Annotated in this window: 16 protein-coding genes; 10 read left to right on the top strand and 6 right to left on the bottom strand. The window is 36.6% G+C overall.

The features are described from left to right. Positions 1 to 255 precede the first annotated feature (255 nt). The 4 genes from susR to ACODST_RS13550 all read left to right on the top strand — a co-directional run bounded on the left by susR (position 256) and on the right by ACODST_RS13550 (position 6371). Complete coding sequence (susR, locus tag ACODST_RS13565; protein WP_488932651.1) at positions 256 to 1884, top strand: SusR family glycan utilization regulator; 1629 nt, start codon at positions 256 to 258, stop codon at positions 1882 to 1884. A gap of 205 nt (positions 1885 to 2089) precedes the next feature. Next, positions 2090 to 4306 carry a glycoside hydrolase family 3 C-terminal domain-containing protein gene (locus ACODST_RS13560; RefSeq protein WP_488932650.1) on the top strand — a complete coding sequence of 739 codons (2217 nt, stop codon included), beginning with the start codon at positions 2090 to 2092 and terminating at the stop codon, positions 4304 to 4306. Between the two features lie 135 nt (positions 4307 to 4441). After that, positions 4442 to 5089, top strand: coding sequence for a DUF1349 domain-containing protein (locus ACODST_RS13555; RefSeq protein WP_488932649.1), 648 nt, complete (start codon positions 4442 to 4444; stop codon positions 5087 to 5089). 139 nt (positions 5090 to 5228) lie between these two features. Further along, on the top strand, positions 5229 to 6371 hold the full coding sequence (locus ACODST_RS13550) for an acyltransferase family protein (RefSeq protein ID WP_488932648.1): 1143 nt from the start codon (positions 5229 to 5231) through the stop codon (positions 6369 to 6371). 238 nt (positions 6372 to 6609) lie between these two features. On the opposite strand, the gene ACODST_RS13545 is transcribed toward ACODST_RS13550, so the two are convergent. After that, on the bottom strand, positions 6610 to 7716 hold the full coding sequence (locus ACODST_RS13545) for an NADH:flavin oxidoreductase (protein WP_488932647.1): 1107 nt from the start codon (positions 7714 to 7716) through the stop codon (positions 6610 to 6612). Between the two features lie 6 nt (positions 7717 to 7722). After that, a complete protein-coding gene (locus tag ACODST_RS13540) occupies positions 7723 to 8025 on the bottom strand; it encodes an ArsR/SmtB family transcription factor (RefSeq protein WP_012025367.1) in 303 nt (100 codons plus the stop codon). 301 nt (positions 8026 to 8326) lie between these two features. Between ACODST_RS13540 and ACODST_RS13535 the strand changes: the two genes are divergently transcribed. Genes ACODST_RS13535 through ACODST_RS13525 form a run of 3 tightly spaced genes read left to right on the top strand, consistent with a single transcriptional unit; the run spans position 8327 to position 9728 of the window. Continuing rightward, a complete protein-coding gene (locus tag ACODST_RS13535) occupies positions 8327 to 8821 on the top strand; it encodes a TlpA family protein disulfide reductase (protein ID WP_488932646.1) in 495 nt (164 codons plus the stop codon). 25 nt (positions 8822 to 8846) lie between these two features. Beyond that, positions 8847 to 9251: a lysozyme inhibitor LprI family protein gene (locus ACODST_RS13530; RefSeq protein WP_488932645.1), complete on the top strand. Its 405-nt coding sequence runs from the start codon at positions 8847 to 8849 to the stop codon at positions 9249 to 9251. Positions 9252 to 9257: 6 nt separating this feature from the next. Beyond that, positions 9258 to 9728, top strand: coding sequence for a hypothetical protein (locus ACODST_RS13525; RefSeq protein WP_488932644.1), 471 nt, complete (start codon positions 9258 to 9260; stop codon positions 9726 to 9728). A 43-nt stretch (positions 9729 to 9771) separates the two neighbouring features. On the opposite strand, the gene ACODST_RS13520 is transcribed toward ACODST_RS13525, so the two are convergent. After that, positions 9772 to 10155, bottom strand: a complete 384-nt coding sequence (locus ACODST_RS13520; protein ID WP_488932643.1) for a hypothetical protein — start codon at positions 10153 to 10155, stop codon at positions 9772 to 9774. Between the two features lie 222 nt (positions 10156 to 10377). Between ACODST_RS13520 and galA the strand changes: the two genes are divergently transcribed. Next, entirely contained in the window at positions 10378 to 13197 is a 2820-nt protein-coding gene (gene galA / locus ACODST_RS13515) for a beta-galactosidase GalA (RefSeq protein WP_488932642.1), read from the top strand. 124 nt (positions 13198 to 13321) lie between these two features. On the opposite strand, the gene ACODST_RS13510 is transcribed toward galA, so the two are convergent. Genes ACODST_RS13510 through ACODST_RS13500 form a run of 3 tightly spaced genes read right to left on the bottom strand, consistent with a single transcriptional unit; the run spans position 13322 to position 16023 of the window. Then, positions 13322 to 14872, bottom strand: a complete 1551-nt coding sequence (locus tag ACODST_RS13510) for a DHA2 family efflux MFS transporter permease subunit (protein WP_488932641.1) — start codon at positions 14870 to 14872, stop codon at positions 13322 to 13324. A 50-nt stretch (positions 14873 to 14922) separates the two neighbouring features. Beyond that, a complete protein-coding gene (locus tag ACODST_RS13505; protein WP_488932640.1) occupies positions 14923 to 15375 on the bottom strand; it encodes a PaaI family thioesterase in 453 nt (150 codons plus the stop codon). Positions 15376 to 15432: 57 nt separating this feature from the next. Then, complete coding sequence (locus ACODST_RS13500) at positions 15433 to 16023, bottom strand: TetR/AcrR family transcriptional regulator (RefSeq protein WP_488932639.1); 591 nt, start codon at positions 16021 to 16023, stop codon at positions 15433 to 15435. 249 nt (positions 16024 to 16272) lie between these two features. Here ACODST_RS13500 and ACODST_RS13495 point away from each other — a divergent pair, with 249 nt between their 5' ends. Together ACODST_RS13495 and ACODST_RS13490 are read left to right on the top strand one after the other, a co-directional pair. Continuing rightward, complete coding sequence (locus ACODST_RS13495) at positions 16273 to 17145, top strand: helix-turn-helix domain-containing protein (protein ID WP_488932638.1); 873 nt, start codon at positions 16273 to 16275, stop codon at positions 17143 to 17145. A 189-nt stretch (positions 17146 to 17334) separates the two neighbouring features. Further along, entirely contained in the window at positions 17335 to 17751 is a 417-nt protein-coding gene (locus ACODST_RS13490) for a (R)-mandelonitrile lyase (protein ID WP_488932637.1), read from the top strand. Positions 17752 to 17774: the final 23 nt, after the last annotated feature.

Genomic DNA, 17774 nt, shown 5'->3' with positions numbered 1-17774 from the left:
TAATCTAAAATGAACTTACATTATTTATAGGATTAGAAAATAGGCAGAGCGTATTTTGGAGAAAGGTTTTAGGAGTTTGGTAAGGCTTAGATGTATGTGAAATTATTATTTTTATGACAAATTGTGTTTTTGATTATTTTACTTATGATAAAGGGTTTTTGATGTGGCCAAATAGAGGTCTAAAATATATTTTTATAGTATCACTTTGTTATATTTGTAATTCCCTTATATAAGATCAGCTTGAAAAAATATTTTTTGTTTTTAGTATTTGCTTTAGCCAGCTTTCCGTCTCAGGCTCAGGAAAGCACCGATGATATTGTAGCTAAACTAAATCTTGCCTTAAAAAATAAAGAACATTATGTTCATTTAAAGGAAGAACGGATTTTAAACTTTAAAAAAATCAAATCCGATGGTTTAACCAAAGAACAGGAATACAATTACAACAAAACCTTATATACAGAATATCAGAAATTCAATTCTGATTCGGCTATCTTTTATGTAAAGAAAAATTTAAAGATAGCAGAAGAACTTCAGAACAAAGAATTAGCCGATCTGGCTAGTCTGCAGCTCGTTACCCTGTATTCGTCTTCAGGGAAATACCGTGAATCTGAAGCCATTATAAAAAGCATCGATAAGAACAAATTATCAAAATCCCTGCTTCCGGTTTATTATATTTCCTACAGGGAATTTTTTGAGCATTATGCGGCCAACAGTTACAATGAAGAATACCGACAGCAGATCATAAAATACCGGGATTCTCTTTTAATGGTACTGAACCCAAAAACACTGGATTATAAAATCAACAGGATCCAGCAGGATATTTTTCATAAAAAGTTCGACAACACCCAAAAACAGCTGCTTGCTTTACTAAAAACAACCAGAGAAGACAATCCGCAATATGCGATGATTACCTATCTTTTGGGAAAAATTAATGAAGCCACTCATAATATCGATCTCAGAAAAAGATATTATGCCCTTTCTGCTGCAGCAGATATTAAAAATGCTAACAAAGACAATGCTTCGCTTCAGGAACTGGCACTGGTTTTTTATGAAATTGAAGATGTTGATATGGCGTATAAACTTACCCAGTCCGCTATTGAAGACGCTTTGTACTGCAATGTACAGTTCCGTACCCTTTTGATGTCAGAAGTATATTCGATCATCAATACCGTTTATTTAGAAAAAGAAGCCAAACGAAAAACAGAACTGCAGCTGTATTTAATCTGTATCAGTCTTCTTTCAGTATTTTTAATTCTGGCAGTGATTTATGTATACAAACAAATGAAAAAAGTTTCCCGAATCAGGGGAGAATTATATGAAACCAGTCAGAAACTGGCTAAACTGAATGAAGATATTACCGAAACCAACAGCCAGCTTCAGGAACGTAACGCCCAGTTATCAGAATCCAATCATATTAAAGAAGAATATATTGCCCATTTTTTCAGTCTTTGTTCAACTTATATCAATAAACTGGAGAATTACCGCATTATTTTAAACAAAAAAGCAACAGCTAAACAGTTTGACGAAATTTACAAAATACTAAAGTCAACAACTTTGGTGGACAATGAACTCGAGGAGCTGTACAAAAACTTCGATATTATTTTCCTGAACCTGTATCCTACTTTTGTAAAAGATTTCAATGCGCTTTTAATTAAAGAAGAACAGGTGGTTTTAAAACAGGGAGAGCTGCTCAATACGGAGCTTCGTATTTTTGCTTTGATCCGTTTAGGAATTAATGACAGTGTTAAGATTGCAGCCTTTTTGCGTTACTCTTTAAGCACAATTTACAACTACCGGACGAGAGCCCGAAATAAAGCAGCAGTTTCGAGAAATGATTTCGAAGAAATGGTCATGAAAATTGGTTTAATTACATTGAAAATCTAAAGATTTGTTTTAAAATCACTACTTTTTTTGATATTTATTTTTTATTAAAATTTTGATTATCAATATTTTATTTTTTTAATTCACTACTTTTTTTCGTTTAAAAATTCAAAACGTACTATAACGTTTTAGCTTTACAATATTATTAAAAGGTACTTATGACCACTAGTATCTTTAGTTATATTGAATGCTTAAATAAATAATAGTTATGTTTAAAAACGTTAAAACAATCGTTGTTTTAGTTTTATTGAGTTCATTCGGACTGAATGCACAAAATAAAGTTCCGGTTTATCTTGATGATAAAAAGCCAATAAGTGAGCGTGTAGAAGATGCGCTTTCAAGAATGACTACCGAGGAAAAAATTGCCATAATCCATGCGCAGTCAAAATTTAGTTCGCCAGGTGTAAAACGTTTGGGAATTCCTGAAAACTGGATGACCGACGGGCCTCACGGAATTCGTACCGAAGTGAAATGGGACGAGTGGGACCAGGCAGGATGGACTAATGATTCCTGTATTGCATTCCCGGCTTTAACGGCACTTTCTTCTACCTGGAATAAAGAATTAGCTTCTTTATACGGAAAATCAATTGGAGAAGAAGCCCGTTACCGTAACAAAAACGTACTATTAGGACCCGGAGTAAACATTTACAGAAGCCCGCTTAACGGCCGTAACTTCGAATATATGGGAGAAGATCCGTTTTTGACTTCCAAAATGGTAGTGCCTTATATTAAAGGAGTACAGTCTAATGGTGTTGCTGCCTGTGTAAAACACTTCGCCCTGAACAATCAGGAAACCAATCGTAATTCAGTAAACGTAGTAGTAAACGACCGTGCCCTTTACGAAATTTACCTGCCGGCTTTTAAAGCTGCCGTTCAGGAAGGTGACGTATGGTCTATTATGGGAGCTTACAATAAATACAAAGGCCAGCAGTGCTGCCACAACGAATATTTATTAAATGATATTCTGAGAGGCGAGTGGGGCTTTAAAGGTGTTGTAGTTTCAGACTGGGGAGGAGTAAACGATACCAAGCAGGCTATTCACAATGGTCTGGATATGGAATTTGGTTCCTGGACCAATGGTTTGTCATGGGGAACAAGCAATGCTTATGATAACTACTATCTGGCAAAACCTTATTCTGAAATGATCAGAAAAGGAGAAGTAGGAACTAAAGAACTGGACGAAAAAGTACGTCGTGTTCTTCGTCTGGCTTTCTTAACTACTATGGACAGAAACCGTCCTTTTGGATCTTTCGGAACACAGGAACATGCTGATGCCGGTCGTAAAATTGCAGAAGAAGGAATTGTTTTATTGCAAAACAACAACAATATTCTGCCAATCAATCTTTCTAAAACTAAGAAAATTGCCGTGATTGGTGAAAATGCTATTAAAATGATGACCGTAGGAGGAGGAAGTTCTTCTCTGAAAGCAAGATATGAAATAACACCTCTTGAAGGTTTAAAGAAAAGAATTGGAAATCAGGCCGAAATCGTATACGCACGTGGTTATGTAGGAGATCCGACAAGCAATTATAATGGAGTAGTAGCCAAAGTAAGTTTAGAGGAAAAACGTCCTCAGGCCGAATTAACTGCTGAAGCTTTAAAAGTGGCTAAAGATGCTGATATTGTATTGTTTATTGGAGGTTTAAACAAAAGTGAAAACCAGGATGATGAAGGGCACGATCGTAAAGAATTAGGATTGCCTTATGGTCAGGACAAACTAATCAGTGAATTGGCAAAAGTGAACAAAAACATTGTTTTCGTAAATATTTCAGGAAATGCAGTGGCAATGCCATGGATTAAAGAAGTTCCGGGAGTTGTTCAGGGATGGTTTTTAGGTACAGAAGCCGGAAATGCTTTAGCGAATGTTTTAGTTGGTGATGTAAACCCATCCGGAAAATTGTCGTTTACTTTCCCGGTTAAATTATCAGATAACGGAGCTCATGCTTTAGGAGAATTCCCTGGAGGAGATGAGGTAAAATATAACGAAGGAATTTTTGTGGGGTACCGCTGGGCAGACAAACAAAAAGTGAAACCATTGTTCTCTTTCGGACATGGATTAAGCTATACGACTTTTGCTTACGGAAAAGTAACAGCTGATAAAAAACAACTGTCTCAGGGGGATAAGATAACTTTTACTGTTACGGTAAAAAATACCGGAAACAGAGAAGGTTCTGAAGTGGTTCAGCTTTATATCAGCGATTTAAAATCTTCATTACCCCGTCCGGTAAAAGAATTAAAAGGTTTTGAAAAAGTAGCTTTAAAAGCAGGTGAAGAGAAAACAGTAAGTTTTACAATCGATAAAACTGCTTTAAGTTTCTTCGATGATAAAAAGCATGACTGGGTTGCTGAACCGGGAGCTTTTGAAGCGATCGTCGGAGCTTCTTCAACAGATATAAAATCTAAAGTGGGCTTCTCACTTCAATAATTTCATTTATTTCTAAATTGGTTGGTTGTAAAGCTGCAAGTGTAAAAAGTTGCAGCTTTGCTTTATTAAAAAGTTAGAAGTAAATTGTCGAAGTTTTTCTTTTACAATACTAAAAATCAATCTCACAAATCTATCATGAAACGAATACTACTATTAGCCGGTGTTTTTATTTTATTTCAAAACCTTTCGGCGCAAAGCCTTAATAAAATGCAGTGGTTTAATGAACCTGAAAAATGGGAAATTAAAAACAATGCCCTGATCATGAATGTAACAGCCAATAGTGATTACTGGAGAATTTCACACTATGGCTTTACAGTAGATGATGCCCCATTTTATTATACAACCTATGGAGGCGAATTTGAAGCCAAAGTAAAACTAACCGGAAATTATATCGCCCGTTTTGACCAGATGGGACTTATGATCAGAATTGACGAAAAGAATTATATCAAAACCGGAGTAGAATTTGTAGACGGTAAATTTAATGTGAGTACGGTAGTTACACATGATAAAAGCGACTGGAGTGTCACCACGCTGGATAAAGCACCGCCGTTTATCTGGATCAAAGCCGTAAGAAGATTAGATGCTGTTGAGGTATTTTATTCTTTTGATGACAAAAACTATATCATGACCCGTAATGCTCCTTTGCAGGACAATACCCCGGTTATGGTAGGGCTGATGGCCGCTTCACCAGACGGAAAAGGTTTTGAAGCCAAATTCGAAAACTTCTCAGTAAAACACTTACCGGATCAAAGAAGACTCGAATGGCTTAAAAATCATCAATAAAGGAATAAAAATTCCAAATTAAAAAATTCCAAATTCCAAAAATGATGATTTTTTGATTCAAAACTTGTAATCTACAATCTAAAATCTACAATCTACAATCTACAATAAATTAACCTAACCATTATAACCACAATATTTTATGAGTTCAGTTACTTATACCGATATAAAACCTAAAAAACACTATGAAATTCTGGATGGTTTAAGGGGAGTTGCCGCTCTTTTAGTAGTGACTTTTCATATTTTCGAAACTTTCAGCGGAGGAAACCGTTTTGTTCAGATCATCAATCATGGTTATCTGGCTGTTGACTTTTTCTTTCTTTTGTCAGGGTTTGTTGTAGCTTATGCTTACGATGACCGCTGGGAGAAAATGACGCAATGGGAATTTTACAAACGCCGTTTAATTCGTTTACAGCCTATGGTAGTTATGGGAATGGTTATAGGGGCCATTTTTTACTATTTTCAGGCTTCTGATATATTGTTTCCGCAGATTGCCGGAATGGCGGTCTGGAAACTGATTCTGACAATGCTTATTGGTTTTACATTACTGCCAGTCCCGCCCTCTATGGAAATCAGAGGCTGGGGAGAGATGCATCCTTTAAATGGTCCGGCATGGTCACTTTTTTTCGAATACATTGCAAACCTCTTGTACGCCCTATTTTTTCGCAGATTTTCGAACAAAGTACTATCAGTTTTTGTACTGATATTTGCCGGACTGTTAATTAATTACACTGTTTTTGGCCCAAAAGGAGATGTCATTGGCGGATGGTCATTAAATCTGGAGCAGATGAATGTAGGTTTTACCCGTTTGTTATATCCGTTTTTTGCCGGGATTTTATTGTCCCGTTTAGGGAAATTAATTCATATAAAAGGCGCTTTCTGGGTTTGCAGTATTTTAATCACCATAGTTTTGGCAATACCAAGACTGGGTGATGAAAATACTGTATGGATGAACGGTTTGTATGAATCTTTCTGTATTATCCTGGTTTTTCCAATTATCGTGGCAATAGGGGCAGGCGGACAGATAAAAGGTGCTGTTTCTGCCAAAGTATGCAAATGGCTGGGTGATATTTCGTACCCAATTTACATCACGCATTACCCTTTGATTTACTGGTATACCGCCTGGGTAGTAAACAACAAAGTAACTCTTGAAGAAGGGTATCCGTTAGGAATTGGCGTGCTGATAGCAAGTATTGTGCTGGCATACCTATGTTTAAAACTATATGATGAACCGGTTCGTAACTGGCTTCAGAATAAATTTCAGAGAAGAAAACCGGTGGTTTAGACAGATGCAAAGTTGCAAAGGAACAAAAGTTTAGAGCGGTTACTTTATCTTCCGATATTTTGAAAACCCGAACTTTACTAAAAATATTGAATTTCTAATTTTGTTAGTTATAGATATTCAAAAAAGGGATAAACAATTTTTGTTTATCCCTTTTGTATTTAAGTGTAATCTAAGATACAGAACTCAAAGCAGGACCTTAGTCACTTTGAACCTCTGCATCTTTGTCCTTCCATACAAATTACTCTAAAACCAGCTGTCCTAAAGCTTCTTTGCTAAATCCTTTTAACTGATCTGTTTTTCCGGCTTTGATTTTAGCCACCCAGTTTGGATCTGATAAAAGAGGTCTTCCAACGGCAACCAGATCAAAATCACCTCTGTCGAAACGTCTGTTTAATTCTTCCAGAGAAGTAGGCTGTGAACTTTCACCGGCAAATGCACCGAAGAAATCTCCCGAAAGACCAACAGAACCCACTGTAATAGTAGGTGCTCCGGTTACTTTTTTAGCCCATCCGGCAAAGTTTAAATCAGAATCTTCGAATTCAGGTTCCCAGAATCTTCGTTGCGAACAGTGTAAAATATCAACTCCGGCCTCTACAAGAGGAGTAAGCCAGGCTTCTAATTCCTGAGGGTTTTTAGCCAGTTTATAATTATAATCAGAAGGTTTAAACTGAGAAAATCTCATGATAACCGCAAAATCGTTACCAACCTGTTTTCTGATTTCTTTGATGACTTCAATAGCAAAACGGTTACGTTCCGGTAATGTTTTTCCGCCATAGATATCGTCGCGTAAGTTGGTTTCAGCTCTAAAAAACTGATCAATTAAATAACCGTGTGCACCGTGGATTTCGATAGTATCAAAACCTAATTGTTTGGCATCAGCGGCAGCTTTACCAAAAGCAAGAATAGTGTCTTCAATATCTTTTTCAGTCATAGCGACACCATTTCTGAAATCAGGACGGTTTAATCCTGAAGGTCCTTCAAAAGGAACTGGTGGTACCCATCCGGAATGATGGTTGTCCATGATTCCCATATGCCAGATCTGCGGCCCCATTTTTCCGCCGGCAGCATGAACGCCGTCAATCACTTTTTTCCAGCCTTGTAAAGCTGAATCCCCATAAAAATGAGGTACATTGGCATCATTAGAAGATGATTTTCTGTCAATAACAGTTCCTTCGGATAAAATTAAACCTACTTCACCTTCGGCTCTTTTTTGGTAGTAAGCGGCTACATCATCAGTCGGAACTCCGTTTGGAGAGAAAGAGCGTGTCATAGGCGCCATTACGATTCGGTTTTTCAGGTTTAACGTTTTTAGGTTAAACGGAGAAAACAGGTTGTTTGTGCTCATAGTAATTTACAAATTAGATTGAATTAATTTACTGAGTGCTTCAAAGGCACCTTCGTTACGTTTATAATAAGTCCATTGTCCCACACGTTTGGCTTCAATAAAGCCGGCACGCTGTAAAATAGACAGGTATTCGGATACGGTTGATTGTGTGAGACCTGCTTTGGCCTGAATTTGTCCCACGCACACACCGTGTTCAAATCCGCCATGTTCCAGCTGGCCGGGAAAGTTAATTTCGGGTTCCTTCAGCCATTCCAGCATCTGCAGTCTGGATTTGTTAGAGAGTGCCTTAAAAATTTCTATATTTTCCATGCAGCAAATATATCGACTTTTCCCGATATACCAATTTAAAGAAAAATATTTAGGATTTTTTTATGACGGAAAGAGGAGGTAGAAGCCGAATAAACAGTTGAAGTTTTAATAAAGAAAATTTATATTTGTTCCTGTATTCACACAAAGGTGTAAAACGCTAAGCTATACCTGTATTGTTATTGACATTGATATTGTTATTGATATTGACAACTATTCAAACTCAACAGTATAAAAAACTTTGCGACTCTGCGTCTTAGTGTGAAATAAAAAAAGCCCCATTTTTATCAAATAAACTTAATTTATGAAAAAAACTTTACTTGTTTTAGGATTCTTATGCTGTGTGATCACAGGTTCAAAAGCACAGGTAGTAGGTGTTGATGTTGGCGATATTGCACCCGAAATAGACCTTCCGGATACGAAAGGAAATACGGTTTCTCTCTCTTCTTTAAGAGGATCTCTGGTTCTGATTGATTTTTGGGCTTCCTGGTGCGGGCCGTGTATCAAAGAACAGCCTTTATTGACAAAACTGCATAATGCTTATCCTGAAAAATTATCTATTTATGGTGTTTCAATGGATACTAAGAAGCCGCTCTGGACAGGAGCGATCACAAAAGGAAAATTACCATGGATCAATGTAAGCGATTTAAAATACTGGAGTTCTCCGGTGGTAAGCGATTATATGCTGCAGTCTGTTCCGTTGAATTTTCTGGTCGATAAAAACGGAATTATTTTAGCCAAAAACGTTCATGGAAAAGCTTTGGAAGATATGGTAAACAGCTTGTTAAATACTAAGTGATTCTGTTCTTAAATTTTAAAGATTTATGGCTCTAAAATCAATATTTTTATTTGTCGTTTTACTTTCTTTTAGCTGCAAAGCTCAAACCTTAAAAACGGTAAGTAAATTAGAATCAGCACATCAAAGCTGTTTAGATACGGGAATTGCAATGAGAAATTGTTCCATTGAATTTTACTATCAATCAGATAGTCTGCTTAATGTTGTATACAAAAAGTTAAGATTAAAATTGAGTAAAGACCAGCAGTCTAAATTGAAAAAAGAACAATTAGATTGGCTGAAGAAAAGAGATCAGTATTTTAAAAAAGCATATTCTGATACTAAAAAAGAAGGTTATTTTGAACCAGGAAGCCAGGATTTTGATATGGTTGTTTATGATTTAAAAGCTGACTATGTTTTTGTAAGAGTAAAAGAACTTATTAAACGAATTTAATTTTTAATGGATTCAAATCTTTCTCTGTCAGATTTCCGTATCAGATTGCAAAATAATATCGAAATTGGTTCTTTAAAAGTCAACTTAAGTCACTTTAGACTATTTCCCATATTTGGAGGAGCAAAACCCTTTTATGGATTTTTTGATGATAAAAGTTTTAGGTTAACTATAAATTCAGCAGCATCTCCTACAGTTTTTATTGTAAGAGGAAATTATAAAAACATTGATAACAGGGTTAACGTGAATTATGTTGTTGAAGAAAATAGTAAGTTTCAGTTGCTTTGGATAAAATTCTCTCCAGTAGTTTTTCTATTATTTATTAATATATTTTTTCTTTTTTTTGGAAGAGGACTTAGACGGGCCGCTACAATTGTGAGTTTGTTTCTACTGATTGTCATTTTCTATTCAAGATGGAAAGAAGAAAGGAAGAGGAAAAAATTAGAACAAAAATTTATCAGAATTTTTGAAATTAAATAACAAAGCCTAAATCAGTAGAAATAGGCTTTGTTTTGTTTTAGAATTACTCGTTTGCTGCATTTGGTTTTCGGACACCGCCAAAGTTCGTTTTCATCATTTCCCTGATCTGAAACTGTGTTTTATTTTGAGTAACACTTTTCCATTCGTTAAAATCATAAATATGAATCTTATCCGCATATGGATTGGTTACAAAGAAAAGTCTTGATATAGAGAATTTGTAATACTTTAATTCATGCGAAATGTGGCGGTCAGGTACGACTATAAGAATCGTATCCCAATCCAGAAAATTTTTGGGCACATCCTCTCTTTCTGTTAATCCAAGAGATTCAAAAAAGGCAACTATCTTTTGATCATTATTCTTATCGATTTTTTCATCGATACGTTTAATGGTGCTAAGAAGCTTTTTTTCATCTTTAATAACACTCATAATAATCTCTGTTTTTTAAATTTTTATATAAAATTACATCAAATCAGATTTATTTTGGGAAGGATAACCCAATAGAATGATTCTAAATTTTTGATAGTCATTTTATGCTTACAAATCAAAGGTTATTGTTTATGTTTTTGATAAAATACTATTAAGTAAAATCGTTTTTAAAGTATAATTTTATCGTTTAACCAAAACTAACCTTCCCTTAACCGCATTTTTATGAAAATAATTTCCCTGAAAAGAGCCCTTTTGTGTTTTAGTTTTTTGATTTCTTACGGGACTTTTGCCCAGAATACATCAGACAGAGAACTGATTTTAATCGATAAAGGCTGGCGTTTTTCGTTTGGTCATTTATATGATACGGCTAAGGATTTCGGACATGCAGAAGGTTATTTTTCGTATCTGACCAAAACAGGATTCGGAGACGGTCCGGCAGCCCGGGATTTTGATGACCGTGCCTGGCGGAAACTGGATTTACCACATGACTGGGCGGTAGAAGAGCCGTTTAGCGAAAAAGGAAGTTTCAGCCACGGATTTAAAGCAGCCGGAAAAGGTTTTCCTGAAAAGAGTATCGGCTGGTACCGAAAAAAAATCAGTATTCCGGAAACCGATCATGGAAAAATCATCAGTTTAAAGTTTGACGGGGTTTTTAGAAACTCAAAAGTATTTTTTAACGGCTATTATCTCGGAACAGAACAAAGCGGTTATAACGGATTTGAATATGATGTAACGGCCTATGTTAATTATGGTGCAGAAAATACGATAGTCGTGCGTGCCGATGCTTCGATGGAAGAAGGCTGGTTTTATGAAGGTGCGGGAATCTACAGACATGTATATCTGCAGAAAACCAATCCGGTTCATGTAAAAAGGAACGGGACTTATGTCACTTCAGAACTTAAAGATAAAGAAGCAGAGATTACGGCGAAAGTCAATCTTGAAAATAAAGGGAAGTATGCTGGTACAGTTGAGTTAGTACAGACTATTCAGGATACAGCGGGCAGAGAAGCTGTTGCTGTTTCTGAAAGTGTAAAGGTTCCGGGATTTTATGAAACGGCTGAATATACTGCTAAACTAAAGGTAAAAAATCCACTTTTATGGGATATAGATTCACCTAATTTGTATCGTCTGATTACTCAGATAAAGCAAAACGGAAAAGTAATCGATCAGTATGAAACCACTTTTGGAATCAGAACGATTAAGTTTGATCCGGAAAACGGCTTTTTCCTGAACGGAAAACCCTTAAAACTGAAAGGAACCAATAATCATCAGGATCATGCCGGAATTGGAACCGCTCTGCCGGATGAAATTCAGTATTACCGAATAAAAAAGCTAAAAGGAATGGGCTCCAATGCCTATCGCTGCTCACATCATCCGCCGACACCTGAATTACTGAAAGCCTGTGATGAATTGGGAATGCTGGTTATCGACGAAACCCGTTTGATGGGAATCAATGAGTATCATCTGAATGATTTGAAACGAATGATGGAGCGTGACCGAAACCATCCGAGTATTTTCTGCTGGTCTGTTGGAAATGAAGAATGGAATATTGAAGGCAATATTGTGGGCGAACGTGTGACGAATGTGATGCAGGATTTTGCTAAAAGTATTGATCCGACAAGACCTGTAACAGTCGGAATCAGCAGCGGATTTAAAAGTGGTATTTCTTCTGTAGCAGAAATTATGGGGTATAATTATCTCGGAAATGGAGATATCGATGCTCACAGAAACCAGTTTAAAAGCCAGCCCGGAATGGGAACAGAGGAAGGTTCTACTTTTGCGACAAGGGGAATTTATTTTACAGATGATGCTAAACATTACCAAAGCGCTTATGATAAGAAACCTCGCCCGAGTTTTTACAGTATAGAAGAAGGCTGGAAGTTTTATGCTGAAAGGCCATATCTGGCCGGAATGTTTATCTGGACCGGTTTTGACTATCGCGGTGAACCAACGCCTTATGGCTGGCCTTCGGTAACGTCTTATTTTGGAATGATGGATGTATGTGGTTTCCCGAAAGACAATGTGTTTTATTTAAAATCATGGTGGGGAAAAGAACCTGTTTTACATCTACTGCCACATTGGAACTGGAATGGAATGGAAGGTAAAGAAATGGATGTCCGGGCTTATTCTAATTGTGATGAAGTTGAGCTTTTCTTAAATAAAAAGAGTCTCGGAAGAAAGAAAATGCAGCAAAACGGCCACCTGGAATGGAAAGTGGGTTATGTACCGGGGACTTTGGAAGCTATTGGCTATAAAAATGGCAAAAAAGTATTGACCGAAACCAGAAAAACAACCGGAAAAGGAGAAACAATACAATTATCAGCCGACAGAGAAAATCCTTCCAATTCAAAAGTAACGGTGGTTACGGTTGAAGTTATGGATAAAAACGGACTTCATGTTCCCACAGCCAATGATGAAATTACTTTTTCTGTAAAAGGAGGGAAGATTTTGGGAGTAGGAAACGGAGATCCTACTTCGTTAGAGAAAGACCAGTTTCTGGATGAAATAGCGTTGGTTCCAATTGTTAATTTTAAAGAGCAGAAAGTTGAAACAGCCGTTTTGCCTCAGCAATTGCCGGATTATAAGGAAACAGAATGGACTGAAGCGTTTAAGGATCGCGATTATAAAAAACAGGCACCGTCTTATATTTACAAAGGAGAATTTGATTTACAGCAAAAGTCAGCTGCAGATAAAGTTAGTTTCTTCTATAAAAAAATAGGAACAGAAGCTGTCGTTTTTGTCAATGGAATTAAAGTTGAGCCAGATACTGGTGATGCTCAAAAATACATGCTGAATCCGGCCGTATTAAAACAAGGAAAAAATACGATTCATATAGCCGTAACTCCTTTACAAAAGATAAAAGACTGGGATGTAATGAATACAGATCCGGGAATTATCCAGATAATTACACCAGCTGAAACCTGGAAAAGAAAACTTTTTAACGGATATGCCCAGATTATTATTCAAAAAGAAGATACTGAAACCGAAATCGTACTGTCAGCCTCTTCAAAAGGATTAAAAACAGGGATTTTAAAGAAATAGTTCCTGCTTGCGATACTAATAATAACCCGACAGGTTTTTAAAACCTGTCGGGTTTATTTATAAATACAAATACCTGCTAAATACCAGATACCTAAGTGGTAATTTTGTTTTAGTTAAAAACAATTTAATGATCAGAAAGGATCATATCTGTTTTAGGCTTTTTGGATTTGTTCATGACCAGTAAGAGAAGGGGTAATGTGGCAGCAAAAAACAATCCAACGAAAAAGAAAGCATCCCGGTAGCTTAATAAAGAAGATTGTTTCATAACTACGTTTTCCATAAGTTTTAATGCTTTTAAACGGGCTTCATTATAAGCAAAACCTTTGTACTGAAAGTACTTTATATAAGCATTTATACGGTCCATAGCAAGGGTATTATAAGGTGTAATGTCCGCAATCAGCTCTTTTCGGTGTGCCGCAAACCGGTGTGAGATATAGGTGTTGATAATCGAAACTCCAAAAGAACCTCCCAACTGCCGCATCATATTGTTAAGCGCTGCGCCTTGTCCCACATCTTTATCGTCAAGTGAAGAAACAGCCAGCATCGTAAGCGGAACCGTGAGCAGGGCCATTCCTAATGCACGAAAAATAAGCGATGATGAAATTTCAAAAGCGCTGGTGTTTAAAGTCATTCCGGACATTCGCCAGTTAAAATATATAAAAAGTATAAAACCCGCTGCAATTATAATAACCGGAGAGACTCCTTTTTGAAGCAGTGTTCCGCATATTTTTAAGGCAAAGAGCGCAAATAAAGCTCCGGGAAGTAAAAGTAAACCTGTCTGATAAGGAGAGAAACTCAAAAGCCTTTGTGCTACAACCGGACTAATGTATATGGAAATAAACATACCAAATCCTGTTACAAAAGTAAGTATGGCCGCAATACTCAGGGATTTACTTTTAAGTACCCGAAGGTTTACAACCGGTTTTTCTATCGTTAATTCCCAGTAAATAAAGAGTAAAAGGGCAGAAGCAGCAATAAAAGTCAATACTATTATATATCTTGTTTCAAACCAGTCTTCGACTTCGCCTCTTTCCAGTACGGTTTGTAAAGCCCCGACACCTATAGCGAGAAGTCCGATGCCGGTCCAGTCAACTTTGGCTTTTTCTGGTTTTACGGGTGGTTCCTGTAAAAGAAAATAACAGGAGATCGTAACTAATATTCCGATAGGGATATTGATTAAAAAAATCCACGGCCAGTCATAATTTTCCGTGATATATCCGCCCAGTGTAGGTCCGATAGTAGGTCCTATGAAAATCCCTGCACCAAATAAAGCACCGGCTGTTGACTGCTGGTCTTTGGGGAAAAGCTCAAATACCACCACTTGCGAAATAGACAGTAAAGCACCGCCTCCGATTCCCTGAAAAAACCTGAAGAATACCAGCATCCAGATATTGGAAGAATGACCGCACATAAAAGAACAGAAAGTAAACAGAATTACAGAGCCGATATAGTAATTACGCCGACCGAGATTAGCACTTAAAAAGCTGGTGATGGGAATGATAATCACATTGGCAATCGCATAAGCCGTAATGACCCAGGAAGTGTCTTCGAGCGTAGCGCCAAGGTTTCCGCTCATATGCGAAAGGGCAACATTTACAATAGAAATGTCTATAAGTTCCATAATGGCAGCCAGAATGACTGTAAAAATCAGCAGTTTTCGGTTTAGTGAAGTCATATTTTTTATACCAATCGGTATATTTTATTTTAAAAAAAAGGTTAAAAAGGTTAAGAAAGAACCTTTTTAACCACATTAGTTTTGAACAGATTGGAAGTTGCCCTGGCTATAAGTCTTGTTTCGTTAGCATTCCAGATTTCACATTGTGCGTTTACCATTTGTCTTCCCTTTTTTATAATGGACGTTTTGGCTATTATGGTATCGCCAACATGTGCCGGGGCAAAATAATCAACAACCAGATTTATGGTGGTATAAAAACTTTCTTCGTTCAGAGAAAACATAGTAGCGCCAATACAGTCATCAGCAATAGCAGCCGTTACACCTCCGTGTAAACTTTTAATGGGATTAGACATTTCTTCCCTGATTAAATACTGAAACGTTACCGTACCTTCTTCAGCAGCAAGCACTATGGGTCTCATCCAGAGCATAAAAGGCGATGGTGAAGCAGTAAATTCCCCGTTGATGTGATCCTGCAATACTTGTAATCTTGTTTTTGTTCCCATTTTTGTTTAGTGTTAGAATTTTTTTATACCAATCGGTATTATTTTTGTTAAAAAAAATTACTCCAGGTCTTCGATGATTTTGGTCAGCGTAAGCATAATGTCAGACAGGCTGGATAAGTTTCCTGTAATTTTAGCAATCATAACAGCGCCTTCAATAAGGGCAATCATGGTTAGTGCTGTTTTCTCAGGATCTATAGAAGCAGCTTTAAATTCACCATTTTTGATTCCCTCTTCAATAAAAAAGACCAACTGCTGTTTCCAGGATAAAATCACACGTTCTACTCTTTTTCTAAGAACCGGATGTGTATCATCTGCTTCAACGGCGGTATTCAAAATTGGGCAGCCGCCCTGAGTAAGTCTTAAATCGTAATATTCTGAATAGAGACGCGGATAAACCAATAGTTTTCCTTTAAAAGTGTTTTCCTTTTCAATTTCTTTAATAAAAGTATCGTGAAGTTTTTTGACATTAAACTTAAAAGCAGCCATGGCCAGTTCATCTTTATTTTCAAAATTGCCGTAAATACTTCCTTTTGTTAAGCTGGTTGCCTCAGTGATATCGCTTATAGACGTACCGCTGTAACCCTTCATATTAAAAATATGAGCCGTCTTTTCGATTATAAACTGTTTGGTTCTCTGTGCTTTACTCATGGTTGAATGAAAATAACAATGCAAATATATACCGATTGGTATAATAATGCAATGTTTTTTGATGTTTTTTTATTTTACCGTTATAGGCTTCACCAAAACCAAACCTGACAGGTTTCTAAAAACGGTCGGTTTTACTTATGAAAATCTATAATTCCGAGAGGCTTTCGTTTTTCATGTTTAATTTTCAACCTGAACCGGGAAACAAAAAACATTTTCTTAATTTTTGTTTGATTTTCATAACTTTGCAGCATGGAAAATCAAATCGATACACAGTCTTGTGATTTTAATACTTCTGATTTAAAGCTGAAAGGCTTTAAAGTATATGAAGTAAATGGTGATGTAAGCAAAATTCCGACCTATAACCGCAGGGATTTTTACAAAATATGTATCAATACCAGCAAAAGCTATATTCATTATGCCGATCGTGGTATTGAAACAGACGGCACTATTTTGTTTTTTGGAAATCCGGTCATTCCTTATTCCTGGGAAATAGTTTCTCCTGAATATGAAGGATATGCCTGTGTGTTTACAGAAGAATTTTTAAGGGTAAAAGACCGTTCCGAAACCCTTCACGAATCACCGTTGTTTAAAATTGGCGGTACACCGATATTTTCTTTAACTCCGGAACAAAAGGTATTTATTGATTCTCTGTTCAAAAAAATGATTGAAGAGCAGGAGACGGATTATGTTTTTAAAGATGATTTAATGCGTAATTATATCAATTTGATTATTCATGAATCAATGAAGATGCAGCCGTCAGAAAATTTCTTTAAACACAGGAATGCTTCCGCCAGAATAACCTCTTTATTTTTAGAATTACTGGAAAGACAGTTTCCAATAGAAACCAAAAATGAACCGCTGGCTTTAAAAACACCGCAGGATTATGCACAGAATCTGGCGGTACATGTTAACCACTTAAACCGCTCGGTAAAAGAGATTACGGGAAGACCAACTACCGCTCATATTACAGATAGAATCATAAACGAAGCAAAAGCCTTACTGCAGCATACAGACTGGAGTATTTCGGATATTGGGTACTCTTTAGGTTTTGAATATCCAAGTTATTTTAATAATTACTTTAAAAGACTTACCGGAACCGTTCCAAAATCACTCCGAATGTAAAATTGTTTCATTTTCATAATTTTTTGTTTGATTATTGTTATTTCCGGCAGCTGTTTCTGTTCTACTTTTGCCTTGAAATAATTCATTAATCATTTTATCAGTTCTCAACAGACTAAATGCATACTTCATAAAGCGCATTCTGGCTTTCAGTTTAGTTTTCTGTTTCTGATAATTCCTAAATAAAAAAATATGAAAACTCTGGATAGTCAATATATTGACACCATTTTTCCTAAAGGAGATTCAGCTCCTTCAGACTATTTTACCGGAAAGGCCTGGGTTAAGATGCTCGTTCCTAATGATGAGGTTTTAAATACCGCTGTTGGGAATGTTGTTTTTGAAGCTGGTGCCCGTAATTACTGGCATACCCATCCGGGCGGACAAATTTTAATAGTAACCAAAGGAACCGGATATTATCAGGAAGCCGGAAAACCCATTCAGATGCTTCAGCCCGGAGATGTTGTTATCATTCAGCCCGAAGTCAGACACTGGCATGGTGCCTCTCCGGATACCGAATTTACCCATATCGCCATCAGTACCCGTACCGAAAAAGGAATTGTAGACTGGCTCGAACCTGTCACTGATGAAGAGTATAACAGTTTTAAGTAAAATCAATCTCAAAAATAAGTAAA

This window comes from Flavobacterium sp. FG19, from assembly GCF_057809475.1.
This window is presented reverse-complemented; position numbering and strand designations above follow the sequence as displayed.